Origin of the sequence: Photorhabdus caribbeanensis (genome assembly GCF_018448885.1) — a bacterium.
Taxonomy (GTDB): domain Bacteria; phylum Pseudomonadota; class Gammaproteobacteria; order Enterobacterales; family Enterobacteriaceae; genus Photorhabdus; species Photorhabdus caribbeanensis.
Genome location: NZ_RCWB01000030.1, coordinates 27,395 through 47,170, shown reverse-complemented (window position 1 = coordinate 47,170; position 19,776 = coordinate 27,395). Strand labels below are relative to the sequence as shown.

The window sequence follows — 19,776 nt, the reverse complement described above, 5'->3', positions numbered from 1 at the left end:
GATTTATTTCATTAATTTATTAGTCCCTAACGGAAGGTATAAGTATGCAACAGAAAGTGGTTCATATTGGTGATATCAAGGTCGCTAATGATCTACCGTTTGTTCTCTTTGGTGGTATGAATGTCCTTGAGTCACGGGATTTGGCCATGAGTATTTGTGAGCACTATGTCACAGTGACACAAAAATTGGGCATTCCTTATGTTTTCAAAGCCTCCTTTGATAAAGCAAACCGATCATCCATTCACTCTTACCGCGGCCCTGGTCTGGAAGAGGGAATGAAGATTTTTCAGGAGCTGAAACAAACTTTCGGTGTGAGAATCATCACTGACGTGCATGAACCGGCACAGGCACAGCCGGTGGCGGAAGTGGTTGATGTCATCCAACTGCCTGCATTTTTGGCGCGTCAGACTGACTTAGTTGAGGCGATGGCGCGTACCGGCGCGGTGATAAACGTCAAAAAACCCCAGTTTATCAGCCCAGGTCAGATGGGGAACATTGTGGAAAAATTCAAAGAAGGCGGCAACGATCAGGTGATCTTGTGTGACCGTGGCAGCAACTTTGGTTATGACAATTTGGTGGTGGATATGTTGGGCTTCAATGTTATGGCTCAGGCAACGGGGGGGCATCCGGTAATTTTTGATGTCACCCATTCACTCCAATGCCGCGATCCATTTGGGGCGGCGTCCGGTGGCCGTCGTGCTCAGGTTGCTGAACTGGCGCGTGCGGGAATGGCAGTCGGTATTGCTGGCCTGTTCCTAGAAGCCCATCCTGATCCTACGAATGCGATGTGTGATGGTCCATCAGCATTGCCGTTGGCAAAACTTGAGCCATTCTTGAGCCAGATGAAAGCAATTGATGAAGTGGTGAAAAGTTTCCCTCAACTGGATACCAGTAAATAAAATGGCTTTTTGATGTTATGACATCAAATGATGAAGGGATTTGGTGATGAATAGATTTGGCGCTGGTTTACAGCGCCAATTAATCATGAGAAAAAGAGCTATGAGAAAAAAAGTGATTGGAAAAAGAGTTATTGGCAACAGAGCTAGCAAGCTTTTATCTGGTAATTTCCGTTATCCATTTTGCCATTGAAATTTAATTCTTCCATTGCTCGTGGCAATGTCGTATGGAAGCTAAGGTGATTTTCAACCAATTGGATCTTAGCTCTGGCCAGTGTTTTTAAAGGTTGGAATGGAATATCACAAACAGCAATATATTTATCCTTACCCACTTCATCAATAAAGCGTTGAAAAGCGTGCAACCCACCGGCATCCAGCACAGGAACGGCATCCCACTGCATAAGAATTGTTTGATAGCTGACGCTTTTTTCCTTTAATTCGGTGAAGATACGTTCAGCGGCGGCAAAGAATAGTGGGCCATTGATACGAACAACTAGCAGACCTTTATCGACATTGGTTTGTGGCAATTGACTGATGCGAGTCATATTGGCGATTCGACGCATAAACAGCAGTGAAGCTAATACGATACCAATCGTAATAGCAATGATCATATCAAACAGTACGGTGAGCGACATACAAAGTACCAGCACAATAATGTCATCCTTTGGCGCACGGCGCATGAGGTCGATAACTTTATGTATTTCGCTCATATTCCAGGCGACCATGAGCAACAAGGCAGACATGGCGGCTAGAGGAAGATAGGAGAGCATGGGGGCCAGTGCCAGTAAAGTCAATAACACGAGCAGAGAGTGAACAATAGCTGAAACCGGCGATGTTGCGCCAGCTCTGATATTGGCGGCTGAACGGGCGATTGCGGCGGTGGCCGTAATACCACCGAAAAATGGCACGACAATATTTCCTAATCCTTGACCAATCAATTCACTGTTTGAGTGATGCTTTTTACCGGTCATACCATCTAAAACCACGGCGCAAAGCAGTGATTCAATGGCACCTAACATTGCCATTGAAAAGGCGGCGGGTAATAGTGCTGAAACCGTTGCCCAACTTATATCAATTTGAGGTGAACCCATATCAGGTAAATGCCACGGTAAAACAAGTTGCGGCAGAATGGGGGGAATGCCTTGCCCTTGTGTACCGTCGTTCAATATATAACTGAATTCAGAACCAATGGTAGCAGCATGTTGACCGAATAAGTTCATGAGCCCCATTACAGCAGTTCCTGCAATGAGGGCGGGAAGATGCCCGGGTAATTTCAGCCCAAGCTTAGGCCAATAAATCAGAACGACAAGCGTTGTCAAACCAATCAGCGTATCACTCAAATACAGCGTTGGCAGCGCTTGAAACAGTGCTGCAACCTTATAGATATAATTCTCTGGCATATGTTCCAATTGCAGACCAAAAAAATCTTTTACTTGCATGGTTGCGATAGTAATCGCGATTCCAGAAGTAAAACCGAGAGTGACGGGGAGAGGAATATACTCGATCAATTTACCAAAGCGGGCTAATCCCATCACCAGCAAAATAATGCCTGACATTAATGTTGCAATGAGCAAACCGCTCAAGCCAAATTGTTGAGAGACTGGATAAAGAATAACAACGAAGGCGGCGGTAGGGCCGGAAACACTATAGCGTGAGCCGCCGGTTATCGCGATTACCATCCCGGCGATAGCGGCGGTGTAAAGCCCATATTGCGGCGGGACACCACTCCCGATTGCTAGCGCCATAGCGAGCGGAATGGCGATAATACCGACAGTAATACCGGCAATAATATCTTTAGTTAAACGAGTAAAAGAGTAGGGATCTTTCCAGCAAGCATCAATTACAGCACTAAACGGCCGTATGCCGTTCATTCTACGAGTTTTCATCTGTGCATAAACCAAAAATATAGAGGGAAAAAGCAATAAGGTTGTTACAACCAAATTGCAAACCGAATTGTAAAAATAGTGCTTTTAGTTCAAAGCGATAGCGCTATAGATCAAACTTAATGTTAATAGCTTAACGTCAGGAAAGTGAAAAGTAAAAGGGAGAATAGTGCTCTTATCACCATAAAATAGGCTGAAACCGATTCTATTAAGTCTCTATTCTTATTAGTGAATATTATTGAATTAACTTCATAAATAATTTAATTAATATTTTTAAACTTGAAGCTATATGTTCATTCTATTAATTATAATGTTTTATCTTTATAATAAATTAACAGAATTAATTTTTAATTGTTATTGTTAGGAAATTAAATAATTAATTATGCATTCACCACATGTATTGATTATGAGTGGATTAAATTAGCTATGTTGGATATTTTTACGCATGATGGTTTTCATTTAATTTCTGGGTGCAATTTAACCAATGCTTTGATATCGCTTAAATATTAGATTAATAATTTGACAGGCATAAGAACTCCTCCTATTATTTAGGGTGACTCATAGAATTAGATGGATTAAATGAGTTGAAAATAGGTAAGCTAAAAATATATTTGTTAAAAGAATATAAGTTAAAAATGTTTTCTTGTTTAGATGATATTTATTCTGAATGCTTTATTTTAAAGTAGGGATTACTGTTGGAAAATAACTTTTAGATAAGGTAGGAATATTTAAATGCATAAATATAACAGCAAGATACTTATTATTGGCTCATCAAGTGAAATTGGGGATGCAATTTGTCGGCATGCGGTTGCGAGCGGCTATGAAGTATTAGGTACTTCACGCAAACCGCGGAATGAAGAAATTCATTTAGATGTTATGTCGGATAACAGCGTGAGAGAAGCCATTAGCATAGCAATTGAGAAGATGAAATGTATTGATGCGGTTATCTATACGCCGGCAATGTCATTGGATGGCTTATTGCATGCTCAGGATATTGAGGGTTGGCATGATGTTTTTAATGTCAATTTGTTCGGTGCCGCAAGAGTAGCAAAATATTTGCTGCCGCATTTTATGAAGAATCGTAATGGCGTGATGCAATTTGTTTCTTCTACAGCAAGTTTACGTGGGGAGACAGGCGCCACTGCTTATTCTTGTTCGAAAGCAGCCATGAATGCATTGGTAAAAAATATCTCTAATGACTACGGTCGTTTTAATGTTAGGGCTTACACTGTAATGCCGGGATATGTTGATGGTGGTATGTTGCGTCATATTTCTCCAGAAAAGAAGATGGAATTCGCCAGAAGCACCGCATTAAAACGAATGGCAGATGTTGATGAAATTGCCAGTTTTTGTGTGGGGATATTGAGTACATCAACCTATATCACAGGGACATCTCTTTGCATTGATGGGGGATTATGTGGTTAATAACAATATCATAAATCGTGATCTACAATCATGTTTTCATCAATTAGCTGGAATATCGGGTTGGATTTATGATAAATGTATTTCTTCACCTGGCCTAATGTTGCCAATCGCTTTAATGAGAAAAGGTTATTGGTTATTATTCCAATTTTGGTTACGCTATTTGGAATAGGAGCCGAAACTGATTATCAGATATCTCTGTTTTTATATCGGTTTGAATTATTTCCCTGGGTAAATGAGAGTCTACCCCAGTAGGCATAATTGTTGCTGACAGTTAATCGGAGTGCGTTTTTCGATGTATGTACGGGGGAAACGATTCAGGGAAATTTATATACTTGGTATAAATAGATCTTTAAACCATTAGATTTGAATAGACATCATTGGGGATGTGATATGGATAATATTGATATGGTTAATGAAGAATTAGCGAGTATTTTGGTGAATGTTGCTGAGTTAGACTCTGATTTTAAAATAACGTCGAATAAATTGTTGAAGAGTGATCTCGGTATTGACTCATTAAAGTTAATTGATGTCATTTTGTCAGTTGAGCGAACCTTTGGCAAAGAGATTTCTGAAGATGCGCTTGCCCGTATTCAAACTGTAGGTGAGTTATGGGAGGAAATAAAAAATAACCTGCAATGACCGGGTTAACTTAATCAATAATTGAAAACTCTCTATTTTTCAAATAATAAGTTGAGGGAAAATGTTAACTTTTAACGTGGGAAATTTAGCTATTTACCCGAATATATTTCGGAATGAGAGAGAGGGGGAATTTTCTCTTCCTGCTGATATTTCTGAATTTGTAAGCAATAAAGGTGATCGTTTTCGTGACGATTTTAGCCGCATTTGTACCTACTTGGCGAATCAGTTTATTGCAGAAGATCGAAATGCAGAAAATGAATCGGTAATTGTGGGTACAGAATATGGCAACCTTGAAGCGATGCTTCGTTTTCAGCGGCAGGTCATGAACAATGATAAAACGGTATCTGCTCAACAATTCCCTTATGCTACCACCAGTTCAGCTTCAACCTTTATTAACATTGATAAGAAGGTGACGGGAGGAAATTGTACATTAAATGCAGGCAGTAAAACCCCAGTAATGGTATTCATGCAAGCATTGCTTAATTTGCATAATAGATCAGTAGGTGCCAGCTACCTCTTTTTCGGTGATGTTTATTGCACAGAAGCACTTGATGATATACGAAAGAAAATTAGCAATCAGAAGTCAGTATCCTCTGGTGTGATGTGTACAACGTTATTGAGTGGAAAACAATTTACAGCAGATTTTTTCTTTGGATTAACAGCGGAAGAGATAAAAAAACGGTGTGATATTTTATCACCGGATACGAAGATATTTACATACAATACGTTGGATCAGAATGACGCATTAATTCATGTTGTTAAAGATAATAACGCAATTGAATATCAACAATATAACAGCGCTTTTCTGTTTCATGAGTTTATGGGAGCGATTAAACACAGTAAACAAGGAGATGCTGTTGTATTTATTGTAATCGATAACATGAATGCTTCAGGCGTAAGGGTTATACACAATGATGATTAATCGTATTAACCATGTTTTTTCATCTCAAGATGAAATATTCAAATATCATTTTCCCGGTAATCCTGTTGTTCCAGGGATCTTGCCAGTCGCCGCTTTCTGTAAAGAGATGGCTGATACATCTGCCGATTTTATCAGTTTAAGAAATCTATTTTTTCATCAATTTATACGTCCTGATGAAAATATCCAATACCGCCAAGAGGAAAATAAAATTTCTGCAATGGTATCGGAGCAATGCTGTTTTTCTTTTCTCCTGAATTATTCTGGTAAAGATGCGAGAGGTGAAAGTAAAAAAATTTTTTACGCATCTTCTCTATTATCACCATCATTGCGTGAACCCGAATTTTGGTTTTTGCCGAAAATAGTCTATGTTAATGATGGATTAAACAGAGCGAATTGCAGCCTGGATATGAAATCATTGCGCGGTGAAGCGGCTTATTTGCAAAAATATCACTATTTCCCTTTGATTATTCTTGTCGAGGCAATGGGGAATTTAGCATTAATTTTGCAGCGTCAACAACAGAGTATTTCAACCGCAGGCGATTATGTTTTTGCCAAATTTGGTGAGTTGGCCTTTAATCCTGATATTGAACATATTAATTCTCCTGTGTTTATTGAAACCAAAGTAACTCGATTTGGCTCAATAATGTGTTGGGATGCCAGGGCATATCGTGACGGGGAAAAATTACTTTGGATAACTGACGCAGTATCAATTAAGAAGAAGGAGAACGATGTTGGATAAAATATATATTACAGGTCTTGGCGTCGTTACTCCAATTGGTATAGACGTCGAAAGTTATTGGAAAAATTTATGTGCTGGCGAGTCAAATTTTACTCGACTGGAACCGATTTATCCTTCTTTGAAGCCAAATTTTATCTCTGGAAGAATTTCGGCTGAACGGCGTCTGGATATAAAAGCCAGAGCGCCGAAATGTACTGGCGCACAGGTTCCTGATTCTTCTTTGTATGCTGTCGATGCCGCACTTCAGGCGATAGCGGATGCAGGATTACAGCCTGGGTGTGCTGAATTGCGTAATGCTTTAGTCTGTGTGGGTAATAATGAAGCTGAGGCGGATATTCTTGATCAATTAGTTGAAGGTATACCGGTAAATTGGCATGCCAATATCTATTCGAGTCATGCTGTTTCCGATAATGTTGCCCGTGCAATTGGTTCATTCGGGCCTTCCATGACGATCCATAATACTTGTGCGTCAGCAAATATTGCGCTTGAAACAGCACTACGCATGATGAATGCGGGCATTGTCTCAACATCCGTCATTGGCGGCGGAGACGCCTTTTCAAAAAAGGTGTGGTCAGGTTTTTACATGCTTAATGCATTAGGTGCGGAACAGTGTCGTCCATTTTCGAAATTAAGGCGCTTTATTACGATATCTGAGGGTGCCGCTTTCTTGGTGTTGCAGAATAGAAAACACATTGGCGAATATCAATCGCCTTATGCTGAATTGATTGCTACTGCCAGTAATAATGACGCATTACATCCAACCAACCCTGATATTAACAGTGTCACTCAGTGCCATAAAAAATTATTAGATTTGGCAGGAGTGGAAGCTGGAGATATAGATGGTATATATGCACACGGTACTGGAACTAAGGCTAATGATGCAGTAGAAGCATCGATATTTTCTGAATATTTCCCCAATTCGGCGGTTTCAGCAATTAAAGGCACTATTGGGCATATGATGGCGACAGCGGGAGCAATTGGCGCGGTCAGTGCTTGCTTATCTTTGAGAGATCAAATTATGCCGCCAACAAATATCTTACCGGAGGATTTTGAATATCAATTTAATTTAATCACTCGTCAAATGGAGATGAAGAATAATTTAAAATATATACAAAATAATGCATTTGGTTTTGGTGGTAATAATGCCATCACTTTATTTGGCAAGGTGACTTGATTCCTCGTAATGCAAAATGGGCTATCAGTGTAAAGCAGCGCATAGTCTAATTCTTATGAAAGAAAAATAACAATTTGGAGGTGAAGAAAATGATTATATTAGGTATCAGTGGCCTTCCCAATTCTCAACATTTTATGCGAGAAAATTACCCAGGTATAGGTAAATTAGACGAGCGCATTTGTCAGGGCGTCGATAGTGCGGCCTGTGTGATAGTTAATGGGAAAATTGTTGCAGCGGCTGCGGAAGAGCGCTTTACTGGAGAAAAAGGAACCGGCCGGTTTCCTGCTAATGCCATTAACTACTGTTTAGCGGAAGCCGGTCTTACGCAAGATGATATAGAGGTTATTGCCCACGGTTTTAACTATGATAAATATCGCCGTTTTTTCATGTCGAATCAGAAAATGTTTGAAGAGGTTTTTAGTGGAAAAACCGTGATTGATGCGTTGGCTTCCGAGGGGTGGCAGAATATTGAATCACGTTTTCAGGGGGTAGATCATCATCTGGCTCATGCGGCGTCAACTTTTTATCCCAGTGGCTTCCCGTCTGCATTGTGTGTCATTTCAGACGGTATGGGTGAAATAGAATCCCTGAGTGTTTATCTTGCTAAAGACCAGCAATTCCAGAAATTGTACAGCCAGCCAATTAGTTCTTCATTAGGCTCATTTTATTCTATCTGTACCCGGTTCCTTGGCTTTGTATTTAATAGTGATGAATATAAAGTCATGGGACTTGCCGCGTATGGTAATCCTGAGCGATATCGCGATATTTTCAATAAATTGGCTCGATTCGATGCAGAGAGCGGAACGATACAAATAAACTGGCTACCGCAAGCATTTGATAATGCGGAATATGGTTTTCCCGCTGCAATGGCACAACTGAGCGATATGTTTGGTTTGATGCCGAGAAATGAAGATGACTCTTTGCTGGATGTTCATCAAGATTTTGCTGCCGGATTACAGGAGAAATTCACACTATTGCTGAAACAGCTAGTGACCTATTGGTTGCAAAAGACCGGTGAAACATCACTCTGCTTTGCTGGAGGATCGTTCTTAAACTGCAAAGCAAATCAAGCCCTTTGTCAGCTTGATGGTGTGGAAAACGTCTTTGTTCAACCGGCATCAGGTGATGATGGTTCAGCCTTGGGCGCAGCGCTTTTTGTCGCTGGTGGATACCACAATGGCGCAGATCCTTGCTTTAATCCTTATCTCGGTCCTCGTTTCTCCACCGATGAAGTCCGTAATGTATTATTTCGACATGGTGGCAATGCAGGCATGAAATGGCGTTATTTGGGATTGAATGATGAGTATTTTGCTGCTGCGGCTCAAGATATCGCAGAAGATAAAATCATTGCCTGGTTCCATGATCGAATGGAATTTGGCCCAAGAGCACTTGGCAACCGTTCGATTTTAGCTCTGCCGGCAGGTGAAAGAATAAAGGATAGAATTAATAGCACCGTGAAATTCCGTGAAGCTTTCCGTCCATTTGCTCCGGCAATTTTAGATGAGGATTGCGACACTATTTTTGAGACACGTAATTTAATGCCGACTCGATATATGCTTTGCACCGCCAAAGTAAAACCAGACATGATGGAGCCGGTATCCGGTATTGTCCATGCTGATGGAACGGCGCGTATTCAACTTGTTGAACGTGCTCTCAACGCAACTTTTTGGCGATTATTGAAAGAGGTACAGAAGAAAACGGGTTATGGCTGTCTGGTGAATACTTCATTTAACGTTAGGGGACAGCCGCTTATTATGTCGCCAGAGGTTGCAGTAGAGACGTTTTTGAAAACTTCACTGGACAAGCTTTATATTGAGGGGTTTGTCGTATGGAAAGAATAACCTGTTAGCATCCTGATTAAAATATCAGTTAATTGATTTTGGGCTCAAATGTGTTTCTTTATCATCTGAGAAAAATGTCTGGAGATGATATTTGATGATATAGAAACACATCCTTTCTATATGGCAAAACAGAGATTGTTTACTGGGAAGCATAACGTAGCTATCCGATCAGCAAAGGTAAGATAAAAATATGATAAAAGAACTTCAACAGCGTAAGCTGCTATCAATTGTGCAATCGCAGAATGGCCTTGTCGGGTACCGGCTCTCTGACAGTTTATATGCGGCTGCTGAGTTCCTTGATGAGACACTTTTGCAAGTTTTAAGTAAGGGAATATCTGTTACTTCACACTCATGTACCACATTATTACCTCGATCCACATTAGAGCGTATCAGTTTCTTTGATAAATTGCCTAGCAATCCATTGCATGTTTATCCCCATTTAACTCACGAGGTCATAAGTGAAAATAGTGGGGATGCATGGGTATTGAGCCCATCGACTTGCTATCATACTTTTTCTCATTTAGCAGAAAGTACTCATGATTGGGAACTGGAATATTTTACGGCTAAAGGGCAGTGTCATCGATATGAACCGACTAAAGATGAGCCTACCCGTATGGGGAATTTTACCATGCGTGAATTAATATTGGTCGGGCTACAGGAAAAAGTAGAAACACATTGTGAAATGATATTTGGGCAAGCTGTTAAATTCTTACGCTTACTGTTTCCTTCTCTTGCGGTGGAAAAAGCCAGTGATGTATTTTATGGCGAGCATTCTAAAGTGACTCGTAAAGTACAGTTATCAATGGGCGTCAAGTGTGAAATACTGATTCCCTGGTTTGATAAATATAATGTTAGCGTTGGTTCCCGGAATTTACATCGGGATTTATTTACCACCAACTTCAATATTACCAGTCGTGCTAGTGATCGTGCTATGCATTCCGCCTGTATTGCTTTCGGAATGGAGAGATTACTTTTGGCGCTGTTAGCACATACTTTAAATTATGAACCTGATTTACTTGTCGAAAATATAGCACAAGCAGCCGCAATAATATTGGAGGGAAAATAACAGTGATTACAGAGCGCAACATATCTGGTCTACTATTCATAAATTAGTCCATTGTATCGAGGTGATAAAATACTCATGGAAAATGTGACGGATAAATCATACGCAAATATCGTGATAAATAATGTCGCAATAAATTGTTTTACCGGTAGCCTGACAAAATTACTTAATCTACAAGGTAAAGAGATTTTTGAGGCAGAGATCTTTGAAGCTGGCAATGGTTATTTATTTCGTAGTGGGTATGATGCGCTAAATATGCCTGAATATACCTTCTCAGTTGAAACCGTTGGGCTAACTGGAGCGGCGACTTTGGGCGCAAATATAATTTCATTACCGATAGATTACGCCCATTGGGATCGTCAACTATATGAATTATTATGTCAGAGGAAAGGCGTCGTTGCTTGGGTTAATTCGGCGCATTTATCTTATTCTGAGGTTTATGCCAATAAACCGGAATACCTGCATGCTGTGTTGATCTCCGCTATTACGGATGATTATTCACAAGTGCGTATCTTTGATTCTTTGGTAGTTGATCGGGAATCCTATGCTTGTGAAGCATGGATGCCATCTGAGCAATTTTATTTAGCGCTTTCTGATAAAGTGCCCAATGAAACTTATGATCATATGGGTAATTTTTATATTGTTGATTCACTGAAAGAACGAAAAATTATGCCGGTAAGGGAATTACTGACTCGTCAGGCCGAATTATTCAATACCTTGCCTGAATATTATGACGCGTTGAAAAATTATGGTAGATTATGTCTAAATGCGTTTCAACAGGCAGAGGAAAAAGCTTGTCGGGCGGCCAAAAGATTGTTTGATCATATTAGCGTATTATATGTGATACCCAATTTGAATTTGTTAAAACATTCTTTAATCAGAGCTAATATTGCGCCTTCTCTGATTGAACGTTGCACGGAATTGATTGATCACTGGAAAGCTTTATCTATTTTAGCGTTGAAATTTGAGGCCACATTATCACCTCAAGTATTGGAAAAAATAGCCGGGCGTTTTGATCATATTGAGCAAATAACTAATATGATGTGGGGAGAGTTATATCGGTATAAAGGTTGAGTTTGAGTCTCTTTGTTGGTGTTGGGAAAATGAAGAGTAATTGATTACGTTGAGTGAATAATGGGGATTTGGTATTGTATATCAATATGCTATCATGATATAGAATTGATATACATTGTTTTTTGACATGAATTGTTTTGGCATGACTCGGAGAACACACCATGCACAATATCCAAGGAAAAACCACCGCCAGTTTCTTGATCCGCTTACGTAATCAGGATACGCCCACTGGGATTAGCGCCGGGACGCTCGATGAACTGGTTAAAGTCACTGGTATGAGTAAAACTGAAATCGCACACCTTGCCTTGCGCAACTTTGCAGATCGCTACCTACCGCATTACGAGAAAGATGACGGACCATTGAATGATGAACAGATCTGTACCATCCGTGAGGTGAGCGCAGCTAGCGACATCGCGGATGATAACTTTACTCAACGCCTGTTCTGATCGAGAGGCAACGGATGGCACAGAAACACAAAACTATCAGGTTTACTCCCCTTGCTACTATCGGCAGCATTGTGTGGTGCCGGTTTCCTGAAAATGTCGGGACGCCGGGACCGAAACCTCGACCAGCGCTAGTAGTCGCTGTATCCCCTACTGATCACGCGGTAATTGTGGTTTACGGCACCTCGCAGAAAACCCATCAGATTTACCCTGGCGAATTTCTTATCCAGACAACGGACATTGATTTTGAACTGACTGGTCTTAGTTACGATACAAAATTCAACTTAAACCATGAAGTGAAACTATTTTATGATTCTAACTGGTTTGAAATTGCGCCAGCTTGGCGTACATTGCCAATTCCTGTTACGCCGCATATGGGGATACTACCAGCCAGCTACTATGATGCTGTACGACAAGCCGCAACATACCTCAAAAAGTAGCTAAATTTATTGCTTTAATTGGAAGGGCATAGACCTTTCCTGCATATTATGTCCGTCATCTTTCAAGTTGCCTCTTTGTTGGCTGCACTCACTCACCCCGGTAACAGAGTTATCTATGCTCCCGGGGATTCGCTTCCTTGCCGTCGCGATCCATCTTGAAATCCATTGGGTATAGGTATATACAAATAAAAAGCTTAGGTATTAAAAAGCACAGATATTTTGAACTGGAGCTTTTCTTCTAGAAGTTTATCGGTGAAAAGTGGTATTGCTATTCGATATATTCTGTTGGTATTTGAAAAATAGCATAAAGCATCTTGAATGCATAAGCAGGCTAATAATTTTCATAAATATTATCACTCATAAAAGAATAGCGACTCTTTTAATTTAAACTTTTCATTAACAAATCTTGTTGATATGAAAATTTTCCTTTGCTATTTTAACAGGAATTAAAACTAGGGGAGAGATTATTATATTGATGATACGCCTAGTCACATTAACAGATTTGAGTAAAAAATTCAGAGTATTACCATATTCTGACGAAAGTTACAGGTCAGATGTCCCGTAATCGGAGTCCTGTTTTCTGGATATTTTGTTATTTACATCGTCGTGACACAAAAATACAAGAAGCAGATATTGGTATGACCAGTTTGTAAGATGGTTAAACGACAACTTAAGTTGAAATTACCCTATTAAATGGATGGCTAATATGACTAAAAAAATTTCATTCATTATTAACGGTCAGGTTGAAACCTTTCCCGAGAGTGATGATTTAATGCAATCCATTAATTTTGGTGATAATAGTGTTTACCTACCAATATTGAATAATTCTCATGTAAAAAACATTATTGATTATAATGAAAATAATAAATTACGCCTGCATAACATTGTCAATTTTCTCTATACGGTAGGGCAAAGATGGAAAAATGAAGAATATTCAAGGCGCAGGACATACATTCGTGACTTAAAAAAATATATGGGATATTCAGAAGCAATGGCTAAGTTAGAAGCTAACTGGATATCTATGATCTTATGTTCTAAAGGTGGTCTTTATGATGTTGTAAACAATGAGCTTGGTTCTCGTCATATTATGGATGAATGGCTGCCTCAGGATGAAAGTTATATTAAGGCTTTTCCGAAAGGTAAGTCTGTACATTTACTGGCGGGTAATGTCCCATTATCTGGGATCATGTCTATATTGCGTGCCATTTTAACCAAGAATCAATGTATTATAAAAGCATCGTCAACTGATCCTTTTACCGCTAATGCATTAGCGTTAAGTTTTATCGATGTAGACCCTAATCATCCGATAACACGCTCTTTGTCTGTTGTATATTGGCCGCACCAAGGTGATATATCACTTGCAAAGGAAATTATGCAACATGCGGATGTTATTGTTGCTTGGGGCGGGAGAGAGGCCATTAATTGGGCTGTAGAGCATGCGCCACCTTATGCTGATGTGATTAAATTTGGTCATAAGAAGAGTTTTTGCATTATTGATAATCCTGATGATTTAATGTCTGCTGCGACAGGCGCGGCTCATGATGTCTGTTTTTACGATCAACAAGCTTGTTTTTCTGCCCAAAACATATATTACATGGGAAGTCATTATGAGGAATTTAAGCTAGCGTTGATAGAAAAACTTAACTTGTATGCGCGTATATTACCAAACGCCAAAAAAGATTTTGACGAAAAGGCGGCCTATTCCTTAGTCCAAAAAGAAAGCTTATTTGCTGGATTAAAAGTGGAGGTTGATGCTCATCAGCGCTGGATGGTTATTGAGTCGAGTGCGGGTGTGGAATTTAATCAACCACTTGGCAGATGTGTGTACCTTCATCACGTCGATAATATTGAGCAAATATTGCCTTATATTCAAAAAAATAAGACGCAAACCATATCTATTTTTCCTTGGGAGTCAGCATTTAAATATCGAGATGAGTTAGCATTAAAAGGCGCAGAAAGAATTGTAGAAGCAGGAATGAGTAATATATTTCGAGTTGGTGGCTCTCATGATGGGATGAGACCATTACAACGATTAGTGACATATATTTCTCATGAAAGGCCATCTAACTATACTGCTAAGGATGTTGCGGTTGAAATAGAACAGACGCGATTCCTGGAAGAAGATAAGTTCCTTGTGTTTGTCCCGTAATAGGTAAAAAGTATGGAAAATGCATCCAGGTATAAAACCATCGACCATGTTATTTGCGTTGAAGGAAATAAAAAAATTCATATTTGGGAAACGCTGCCAGAGGAAAATAGCCTAAAGAGAAAGAATACCATTGTTATTGCGTCTGGCTTTGCCCGAAGGATGGATCATTTTGCTGGTCTGGCAGAGTATTTGTCGCGAAATGGATTTCATGTGATCCGTTATGATTCGCTGCACCACGTTGGATTGAGCTCAGGGACAATTGATGAATTTACAATGTCTATAGGAAAACAGAGTTTATTAGCAGTAATTGATTGGTTAACGACACGCAAAATAACTAACTTCGGTATGTTGGCTTCAAGCTTATCTGCGCGGATAGCTTATGCAAGCTTATCTAAAATCAATGTTGCGTTTTTAATTACCGCCGTCGGTGTTGTTAATTTAAGATATACTCTTGAAAGAGCGTTAGGATTTGATTATCTCAGTTTACCCATTGATGAATTGCCGAATAATTTGGATTTTGAAGGCCATAAATTGGGTGCTGAAATCTTTGCGAGAGATTGCCTTGATTTTGGCTGGGAAGATTTAACTTCTACAATTAATGACATGATGTATCTTGATATACCGTTAATTGCTTTTACTGCAAATAATGACAATTGGGTAAAGCAAGATGAAGTTATCACATTGTTATCAAATATTCGTAGTAATCGATGCAAGATATATTCTCTGCTAGGAGGCTCGCATGACTTGGCTGAAAACTTAGTCGTCCTGCGCAATTTTTATCAATCGGTTACAAAAGCCGCTATCGCAATGGATAATGATCGTCTGGATATTGATGTCGATATTATTGAACCGTCATTTGGACAGCTAACTATTGCGACAGTCAATGAACGCCGAATGAAAATTGAGATTGAAAATCAAGCAATTTCGCTGTCTTAAAACCTATTGGGATAGATAGTTAATTCTATCACTCAAATATAAGGGCTCTCTATGAAATTTGGAAACTTTTTGCTTACATACCAACCCCCCCAATTTTCTCAAACAGAGGTAATGAAACGTTTGGTTAAATTAGGCCGCATCTCTGAGGAGTGTGGTTTTGATACTGTATGGTTACTGGAGCATCATTTCACGGAGTTTGGTTTGCTTGGTAATCCTTATGTCGCTGCTGCGTATTTACTTGGCGCGACCAAAAAATTGAATGTAGGGACTGCCGCTATTGTTCTTCCCACCGCCCATCCAGTACGCCAACTTGAAGATGTGAATTTATTGGATCAAATGTCAAAAGGACGATTTCGGTTTGGTATTTGCCGGGGGCTTTACAACAAAGACTTTCGTGTATTTGGTGTAGATATGGATAATACTCGCGCTTTAACTGAGTGCTGGTATGGGTTGATAAAGAATGGAATGACGGAAGGATATGTCGAAGCTGACAATGAACATATTAAGTTCCATAAGGTAAAAGTAAACCCGACCGCATATAGTAAAGGTGGAGCACCTGTTTATGTGGTGGCTGAATCAGCCTCGACTACTGAATGGGCCGCTCAACATGGTTTGCCGATGATCTTAAGTTGGATCATAAATACTAATGAAAAGAGAGCTCAAATTGAGCTTTATAATGAAGTGGCTCAAGAACATGGGCACGATATTCATAATATCGACCATTGTTTATCATATATAACATCTGTAGATCATGACTCAATTAAAGCGAAAGAAATTTGCCGGAATTTTCTCGGGCATTGGTATGATTCTTATGTGAATGCCACGACCATTTTTGATGATTCAGATAAAACAAAAGGTTATGATTTCAATAAAGGGCAGTGGCGTGACTTTGTATTAAAAGGACATAAAGATACTAATCGCCGCATTGATTACAGTTATGAAATTAATCCTGTAGGAACCCCGAAGGAGTGCATTGACATAATCCAAACAGACATTGATGCCACGGGAATAGCAAATATTTGTTGTGGGTTTGAAGCTAATGGAACAGTAGACGAAATTATTGCCTCCATGAAGCTCTTCCAGTCTGATGTCATGCCATTTCTTAAAGAAAAACAACGTTCGCTATTATATTAGCTAAGGAAAAAGAAATGAAATTTGGATTGTTCTTCCTTAACTTCATCAATTCAACAACTGTTCAAGAGCAAAGTTTAGCTCGCATGCAGGAAATAACCGAATATGTTGATAAGTTGAATTTTGAACAGATTTTGGTATACGAAAATCATTTTTCAGGTAATGGTATTGTTGGTGCTCCTCTGACTGTTTCTGGTTTTTTACTCGGTCTAACAGAAAAAATTAAAATTGGTTCATTGAATCACATTATTACAACTCATCACCCTGTCCGAATAGCGGAGGAAGCGGGTTTATTAGATCAGTTGAGTGAAGGGAGATTTGTTTTAGGATTTAGTGATTGCGAAAAGAAAGATGAAATGCACTTTTTTAATCGCCCAGATAAATATCAACAGCAATTATTTGAAGAGTGTTATGAAATTATTAACGATGCTTTGACAACGGGTTATTGTAATCCAGATAACGACTTTTATAGTTTCCCTAAAATATCTGTCAATCCTCATGTATATACGCCAGGCGGGCCTAAGCAATATGTAACAGCAACCAGTCATCGCATTGTAGAATGGGCTGCTAAAAAAGGCATACCTCTCATCTTTAAGTGGGATGATTCTAATGATATTAGACATGAATATGCTGAGAGGTATAAAGCCATTGCTGATAAACATGGCGTTGACCTGTCAGCGATAGACCATCAGTTAATGATCTTGGTTAACTATAACGAAGATAGTAACAAAGCCAAAGAAGAGACACGTGCATTTATCAGTGATTATGTTCTTGAAATGCACCCTAATGAAAGTTTTGAAAATAAACTTGAAAAGATAATTGCAGAAAACGCTATCGGAGATTATACAGAATGTATAACTGCGGCTAAGCTGGCAATTGAAAAGTGCGGTGTAAAAAGTGTATTGCTATCTTTTGAACCAATGAATGACTTGATGCACCAAAAAAATGTAATTAATATTGTTAATGATAATATTAAGAAGTACCACATGTAGTAAAAGAGTATGACCGCAGTGTGGCCATGCTCTCTAATATTATCTGGAGGAGTAAAACAGGTATGACTTCATATGTTGATAAACAAGAAATCACAGCAAGCTCAGAAATTGATGATTTGATTTTTTCGAGCGATCCATTAGCTTGGTCTTACGATGAACAGGAAAAAATCAGAAACAAACTCGTGCTTGATGCATTTCGTAATCATTATAAACATTGCCAGGAATACCGTCGCTACTGTCAGGCACACAAAGTAGATGACAATATTACGGAACTTGATGACATACCTGTATTTCCAACATCAGTCTTTAAGTTTACTCGTTTATTAACTTCTCAGGAAAATGAGATTGAAAGTTGGTTTACCAGTAGCGGCACGAATGGTTTAAAAAGCCAAGTAGCGCGTGACAGATTAAGTATTGAGAGACTTTTAGGCTCTGTGAGTTATGGCATGAAATATGTTGGCAGTTGGTTTGATCATCAAATGGAGTTGGTCAACTTGGGGCCAGATAGATTTAATGCTCATAACATCTGGTTTAAATATGTTATGAGCCTGGTGGAATTGTTATATCCTACGACATTTACCGTAACAGAAGAACGAATAGATTTTGTTAAAACATTGAATAGTCTTGAGCGAATAAAGAATCAAGGAAAAGATATTTGTCTTATCGGTTCGCCGTATTTTATTTATTTGCTCTGCCACTATATGAAAGATAAAAATATCTCATTTTCTGGGGATAAAAGCCTTTATATCATAACGGGGGGAGGCTGGAAAAGTCACGAAAAAGAATCCCTGAAACGCGACGACTTTAATCATTTGTTATTCGACACTTTCAATCTCAGTGATATTAGTCAGATTCGCGATATATTTAATCAAGTTGAACTCAACACTTGTTTCTTTGAAGATGAGATGCAACGTAAACGTGTTCCACCGTGGGTATATGCGCGAGCGCTTGATCCTGAAACATTGAAACCGGTACCTGATGGAACGCCGGGTTTGATGAGTTATATGGATGCGTCGTCAACGAGTTATCCCGCATTTATTGTCACCGATGATGTCGGGATAATTAGCAGAGAATATGGTCAATATCCTGGTGTACTCGTTGAGATTTTACGTCGCGTCAATACAAGGGCGCAGAAAGGGTGTGCTTTAAGCTTAACCGAAGCATTTGATAGTTGATATATCCTATGGATTTCAAGATGCATTGCGATGGGAAGGTAGCGAATCCCCGGGAGCATAGCGAAAAAATTCGCCAAAACATCCATATTTGGGGATTTGATAGAGGTTTGTGGGGTTGGCTTAACACTGTTCTCATTGTTATCATTGCGTTAAGCAAAAGGAGATAATATGAAAAAATTGGCAGTTATGCTTGCATTGGGAATGATTAGCTTTGGTGCAATGGCAGTTGATGGGTATAAAGATGCAAAGTTTGGCATGACAGAAGAAGAATTTCTTTCGAAGAGGTTATGTGATTTTGAAAAATTTGAGGGAAGCCCTCAAATAAAAGAAGTATCACTTTATTCATGTTCTGACTTTTCGTTTGCTAACAGAAAGCAGGAAGCAATGGCATTCTTTTTAAATGGAAAATTTAAAAGATTAGAGATTGATATTGGCCGCCTCGTGAAGCCAGTAAGCAAATCGTTAGAGAAAAAGTATGGAAATGAATCATCGTATCCATCAAAAGAAGAGTTTGAAAATGCGCTCAAATACAATGGAACTATGTCTATAGGTTATGATAATAATACGGTATTAGTTGATATACATATAATGTGTAGCAAAGAAGGCATAGAAACCAGTCGACTGATTTATACGAGTCCAGATGTTCATACGATCCCAGATTTAGAGAATAAAATCCAGGAATTAAGGGGATTAAAGGAATTTCAAGAATTACTGGAATTAGATCGTGAAAAACTGGATGAAGATGTTTGAGACGGCAATAACCACCTTCGGGTGGTTTTTTTATATACCCTATAGATTTCAAGATGTATCGCGACGAAAAGGTAGCGAATCCCCGGGAGCATAGATAACTCTGT

18 protein-coding genes are annotated in these 19,776 nt (G+C 39.2%); 17 read left to right on the top strand and 1 reads right to left on the bottom strand.

The genetic code is table 11. From position 1 onward, the window contains the following. Positions 1–44 precede the first annotated feature (44 nt). Positions 45–899 carry a 3-deoxy-8-phosphooctulonate synthase gene (gene kdsA, locus EAE90_RS17760; protein WP_214054589.1) on the top strand — a complete coding sequence of 285 codons (855 nt, stop codon included), beginning with the start codon at positions 45–47 and terminating at the stop codon, positions 897–899. Between the two features lie 143 nt (positions 900–1,042). Here kdsA and dauA read toward each other — a convergent pair whose 3' ends face one another. Further along, entirely contained in the window at positions 1,043–2,782 is a 1,740-nt protein-coding gene (gene dauA, locus EAE90_RS17755; protein ID WP_214054588.1) for a C4-dicarboxylic acid transporter DauA, read from the bottom strand. Positions 2,783–3,511: 729 nt separating this feature from the next. On the opposite strand from dauA, the gene EAE90_RS17750 reads away from it, so the two are divergent. From EAE90_RS17750 to EAE90_RS17675, 16 genes are all read left to right on the top strand, one after another. Beyond that, a complete protein-coding gene (locus EAE90_RS17750) occupies positions 3,512–4,204 on the top strand; it encodes an SDR family NAD(P)-dependent oxidoreductase (RefSeq protein WP_214054587.1) in 693 nt (230 codons plus the stop codon). Between the two features lie 390 nt (positions 4,205–4,594). Further along, positions 4,595–4,843, top strand: coding sequence for an acyl carrier protein (locus EAE90_RS17745; protein WP_049581814.1), 249 nt, complete (start codon positions 4,595–4,597; stop codon positions 4,841–4,843). A 61-nt stretch (positions 4,844–4,904) separates the two neighbouring features. Further along, positions 4,905–5,765 (top strand): hypothetical protein, encoded by an 861-nt coding sequence (locus tag EAE90_RS17740; protein WP_214054586.1) that lies wholly within the window; start codon positions 4,905–4,907, stop codon positions 5,763–5,765. Then, on the top strand, positions 5,755–6,504 hold the full coding sequence (locus EAE90_RS17735) for an ApeI family dehydratase (protein WP_214054585.1): 750 nt from the start codon (positions 5,755–5,757) through the stop codon (positions 6,502–6,504). Before EAE90_RS17740 ends, EAE90_RS17735 begins: the two co-directional genes overlap by 11 nt. After that, positions 6,494–7,678 carry a beta-ketoacyl synthase N-terminal-like domain-containing protein gene (locus EAE90_RS17730; protein WP_214054584.1) on the top strand — a complete coding sequence of 395 codons (1,185 nt, stop codon included), beginning with the start codon at positions 6,494–6,496 and terminating at the stop codon, positions 7,676–7,678. Before EAE90_RS17735 ends, EAE90_RS17730 begins: the two co-directional genes overlap by 11 nt. Positions 7,679–7,767: 89 nt before the next feature. Continuing rightward, positions 7,768–9,519, top strand: a complete 1,752-nt coding sequence (locus EAE90_RS17725; RefSeq protein ID WP_214054583.1) for a carbamoyltransferase family protein — start codon at positions 7,768–7,770, stop codon at positions 9,517–9,519. Positions 9,520–9,709: 190 nt separating this feature from the next. Further along, positions 9,710–10,585 (top strand): class-II aminoacyl-tRNA synthetase family protein, encoded by an 876-nt coding sequence (locus tag EAE90_RS17720; RefSeq protein WP_214054582.1) that lies wholly within the window; start codon positions 9,710–9,712, stop codon positions 10,583–10,585. Positions 10,586–10,660: 75 nt separating this feature from the next. After that, positions 10,661–11,656: a hypothetical protein gene (locus EAE90_RS17715; RefSeq protein ID WP_214054581.1), complete on the top strand. Its 996-nt coding sequence runs from the start codon at positions 10,661–10,663 to the stop codon at positions 11,654–11,656. A gap of 161 nt (positions 11,657–11,817) precedes the next feature. Then, positions 11,818–12,102, top strand: coding sequence for a hypothetical protein (locus EAE90_RS17710; RefSeq protein ID WP_214054580.1), 285 nt, complete (start codon positions 11,818–11,820; stop codon positions 12,100–12,102). Positions 12,103–12,116: 14 nt separating this feature from the next. Further along, positions 12,117–12,539, top strand: a complete 423-nt coding sequence (locus tag EAE90_RS17705; protein WP_214054579.1) for a type II toxin-antitoxin system PemK/MazF family toxin — start codon at positions 12,117–12,119, stop codon at positions 12,537–12,539. Positions 12,540–13,245: 706 nt separating this feature from the next. Beyond that, complete coding sequence (luxC, locus tag EAE90_RS17700) at positions 13,246–14,688, top strand: long-chain-fatty-acyl-CoA reductase LuxC (RefSeq protein ID WP_214054578.1); 1,443 nt, start codon at positions 13,246–13,248, stop codon at positions 14,686–14,688. 12 nt (positions 14,689–14,700) lie between these two features. Next, positions 14,701–15,624: an acyl transferase gene (locus EAE90_RS17695; protein ID WP_214054577.1), complete on the top strand. Its 924-nt coding sequence runs from the start codon at positions 14,701–14,703 to the stop codon at positions 15,622–15,624. Between the two features lie 51 nt (positions 15,625–15,675). Beyond that, on the top strand, positions 15,676–16,758 hold the full coding sequence (gene luxA / locus EAE90_RS17690; protein WP_214054576.1) for a luciferase subunit alpha: 1,083 nt from the start codon (positions 15,676–15,678) through the stop codon (positions 16,756–16,758). 14 nt (positions 16,759–16,772) lie between these two features. Further along, the gene (luxB, locus tag EAE90_RS17685; RefSeq protein WP_214054575.1) at positions 16,773–17,747 is read left to right on the top strand and encodes a luciferase subunit beta; all 975 of its coding nucleotides are present in this window, start codon (positions 16,773–16,775) and stop codon (positions 17,745–17,747) included. A 62-nt stretch (positions 17,748–17,809) separates the two neighbouring features. Further along, entirely contained in the window at positions 17,810–18,922 is a 1,113-nt protein-coding gene (gene luxE, locus EAE90_RS17680) for a long-chain-fatty-acid--protein ligase LuxE (RefSeq protein ID WP_214054574.1), read from the top strand. Positions 18,923–19,090: 168 nt separating this feature from the next. Next, the gene (locus tag EAE90_RS17675) at positions 19,091–19,672 is read left to right on the top strand and encodes a hypothetical protein (protein WP_214054573.1); all 582 of its coding nucleotides are present in this window, start codon (positions 19,091–19,093) and stop codon (positions 19,670–19,672) included. The last annotated feature ends 104 nt before the right edge of the window (positions 19,673–19,776 follow it).

What these genes read in the sequence shown, in the direction of transcription:
- kdsA (WP_214054589.1), top strand. Translation starts at nt 45, where the DNA reads ATGCAACAGAAAGTGGTTCATATTGGTGATATCAAGGTCGCTAATGAT.
- EAE90_RS17720 (WP_214054582.1), top strand. Translation starts at nt 9,710, where the DNA reads ATGATAAAAGAACTTCAACAGCGTAAGCTGCTATCAATTGTGCAATCG.
- EAE90_RS17745 (WP_049581814.1), top strand. Translation starts at nt 4,595, where the DNA reads ATGGATAATATTGATATGGTTAATGAAGAATTAGCGAGTATTTTGGTG.
- luxC (WP_214054578.1), top strand. Translation starts at nt 13,246, where the DNA reads ATGACTAAAAAAATTTCATTCATTATTAACGGTCAGGTTGAAACCTTT.
- dauA (WP_214054588.1), bottom strand. Translation starts at nt 2,782, where the DNA reads ATGAAAACTCGTAGAATGAACGGCATACGGCCGTTTAGTGCTGTAATT.
- EAE90_RS17675 (WP_214054573.1), top strand. Translation starts at nt 19,091, where the DNA reads ATGAAAAAATTGGCAGTTATGCTTGCATTGGGAATGATTAGCTTTGGT.
- EAE90_RS17715 (WP_214054581.1), top strand. Translation starts at nt 10,661, where the DNA reads ATGGAAAATGTGACGGATAAATCATACGCAAATATCGTGATAAATAAT.
- luxB (WP_214054575.1), top strand. Translation starts at nt 16,773, where the DNA reads ATGAAATTTGGATTGTTCTTCCTTAACTTCATCAATTCAACAACTGTT.
- luxE (WP_214054574.1), top strand. Translation starts at nt 17,810, where the DNA reads ATGACTTCATATGTTGATAAACAAGAAATCACAGCAAGCTCAGAAATT.
- EAE90_RS17735 (WP_214054585.1), top strand. Translation starts at nt 5,755, where the DNA reads ATGATGATTAATCGTATTAACCATGTTTTTTCATCTCAAGATGAAATA.
- EAE90_RS17705 (WP_214054579.1), top strand. Translation starts at nt 12,117, where the DNA reads ATGGCACAGAAACACAAAACTATCAGGTTTACTCCCCTTGCTACTATC.
- EAE90_RS17725 (WP_214054583.1), top strand. Translation starts at nt 7,768, where the DNA reads ATGATTATATTAGGTATCAGTGGCCTTCCCAATTCTCAACATTTTATG.
- EAE90_RS17750 (WP_214054587.1), top strand. Translation starts at nt 3,512, where the DNA reads ATGCATAAATATAACAGCAAGATACTTATTATTGGCTCATCAAGTGAA.
- luxA (WP_214054576.1), top strand. Translation starts at nt 15,676, where the DNA reads ATGAAATTTGGAAACTTTTTGCTTACATACCAACCCCCCCAATTTTCT.
- EAE90_RS17695 (WP_214054577.1), top strand. Translation starts at nt 14,701, where the DNA reads ATGGAAAATGCATCCAGGTATAAAACCATCGACCATGTTATTTGCGTT.
- EAE90_RS17730 (WP_214054584.1), top strand. Translation starts at nt 6,494, where the DNA reads ATGTTGGATAAAATATATATTACAGGTCTTGGCGTCGTTACTCCAATT.
- EAE90_RS17710 (WP_214054580.1), top strand. Translation starts at nt 11,818, where the DNA reads ATGCACAATATCCAAGGAAAAACCACCGCCAGTTTCTTGATCCGCTTA.
- EAE90_RS17740 (WP_214054586.1), top strand. Translation starts at nt 4,905, where the DNA reads ATGTTAACTTTTAACGTGGGAAATTTAGCTATTTACCCGAATATATTT.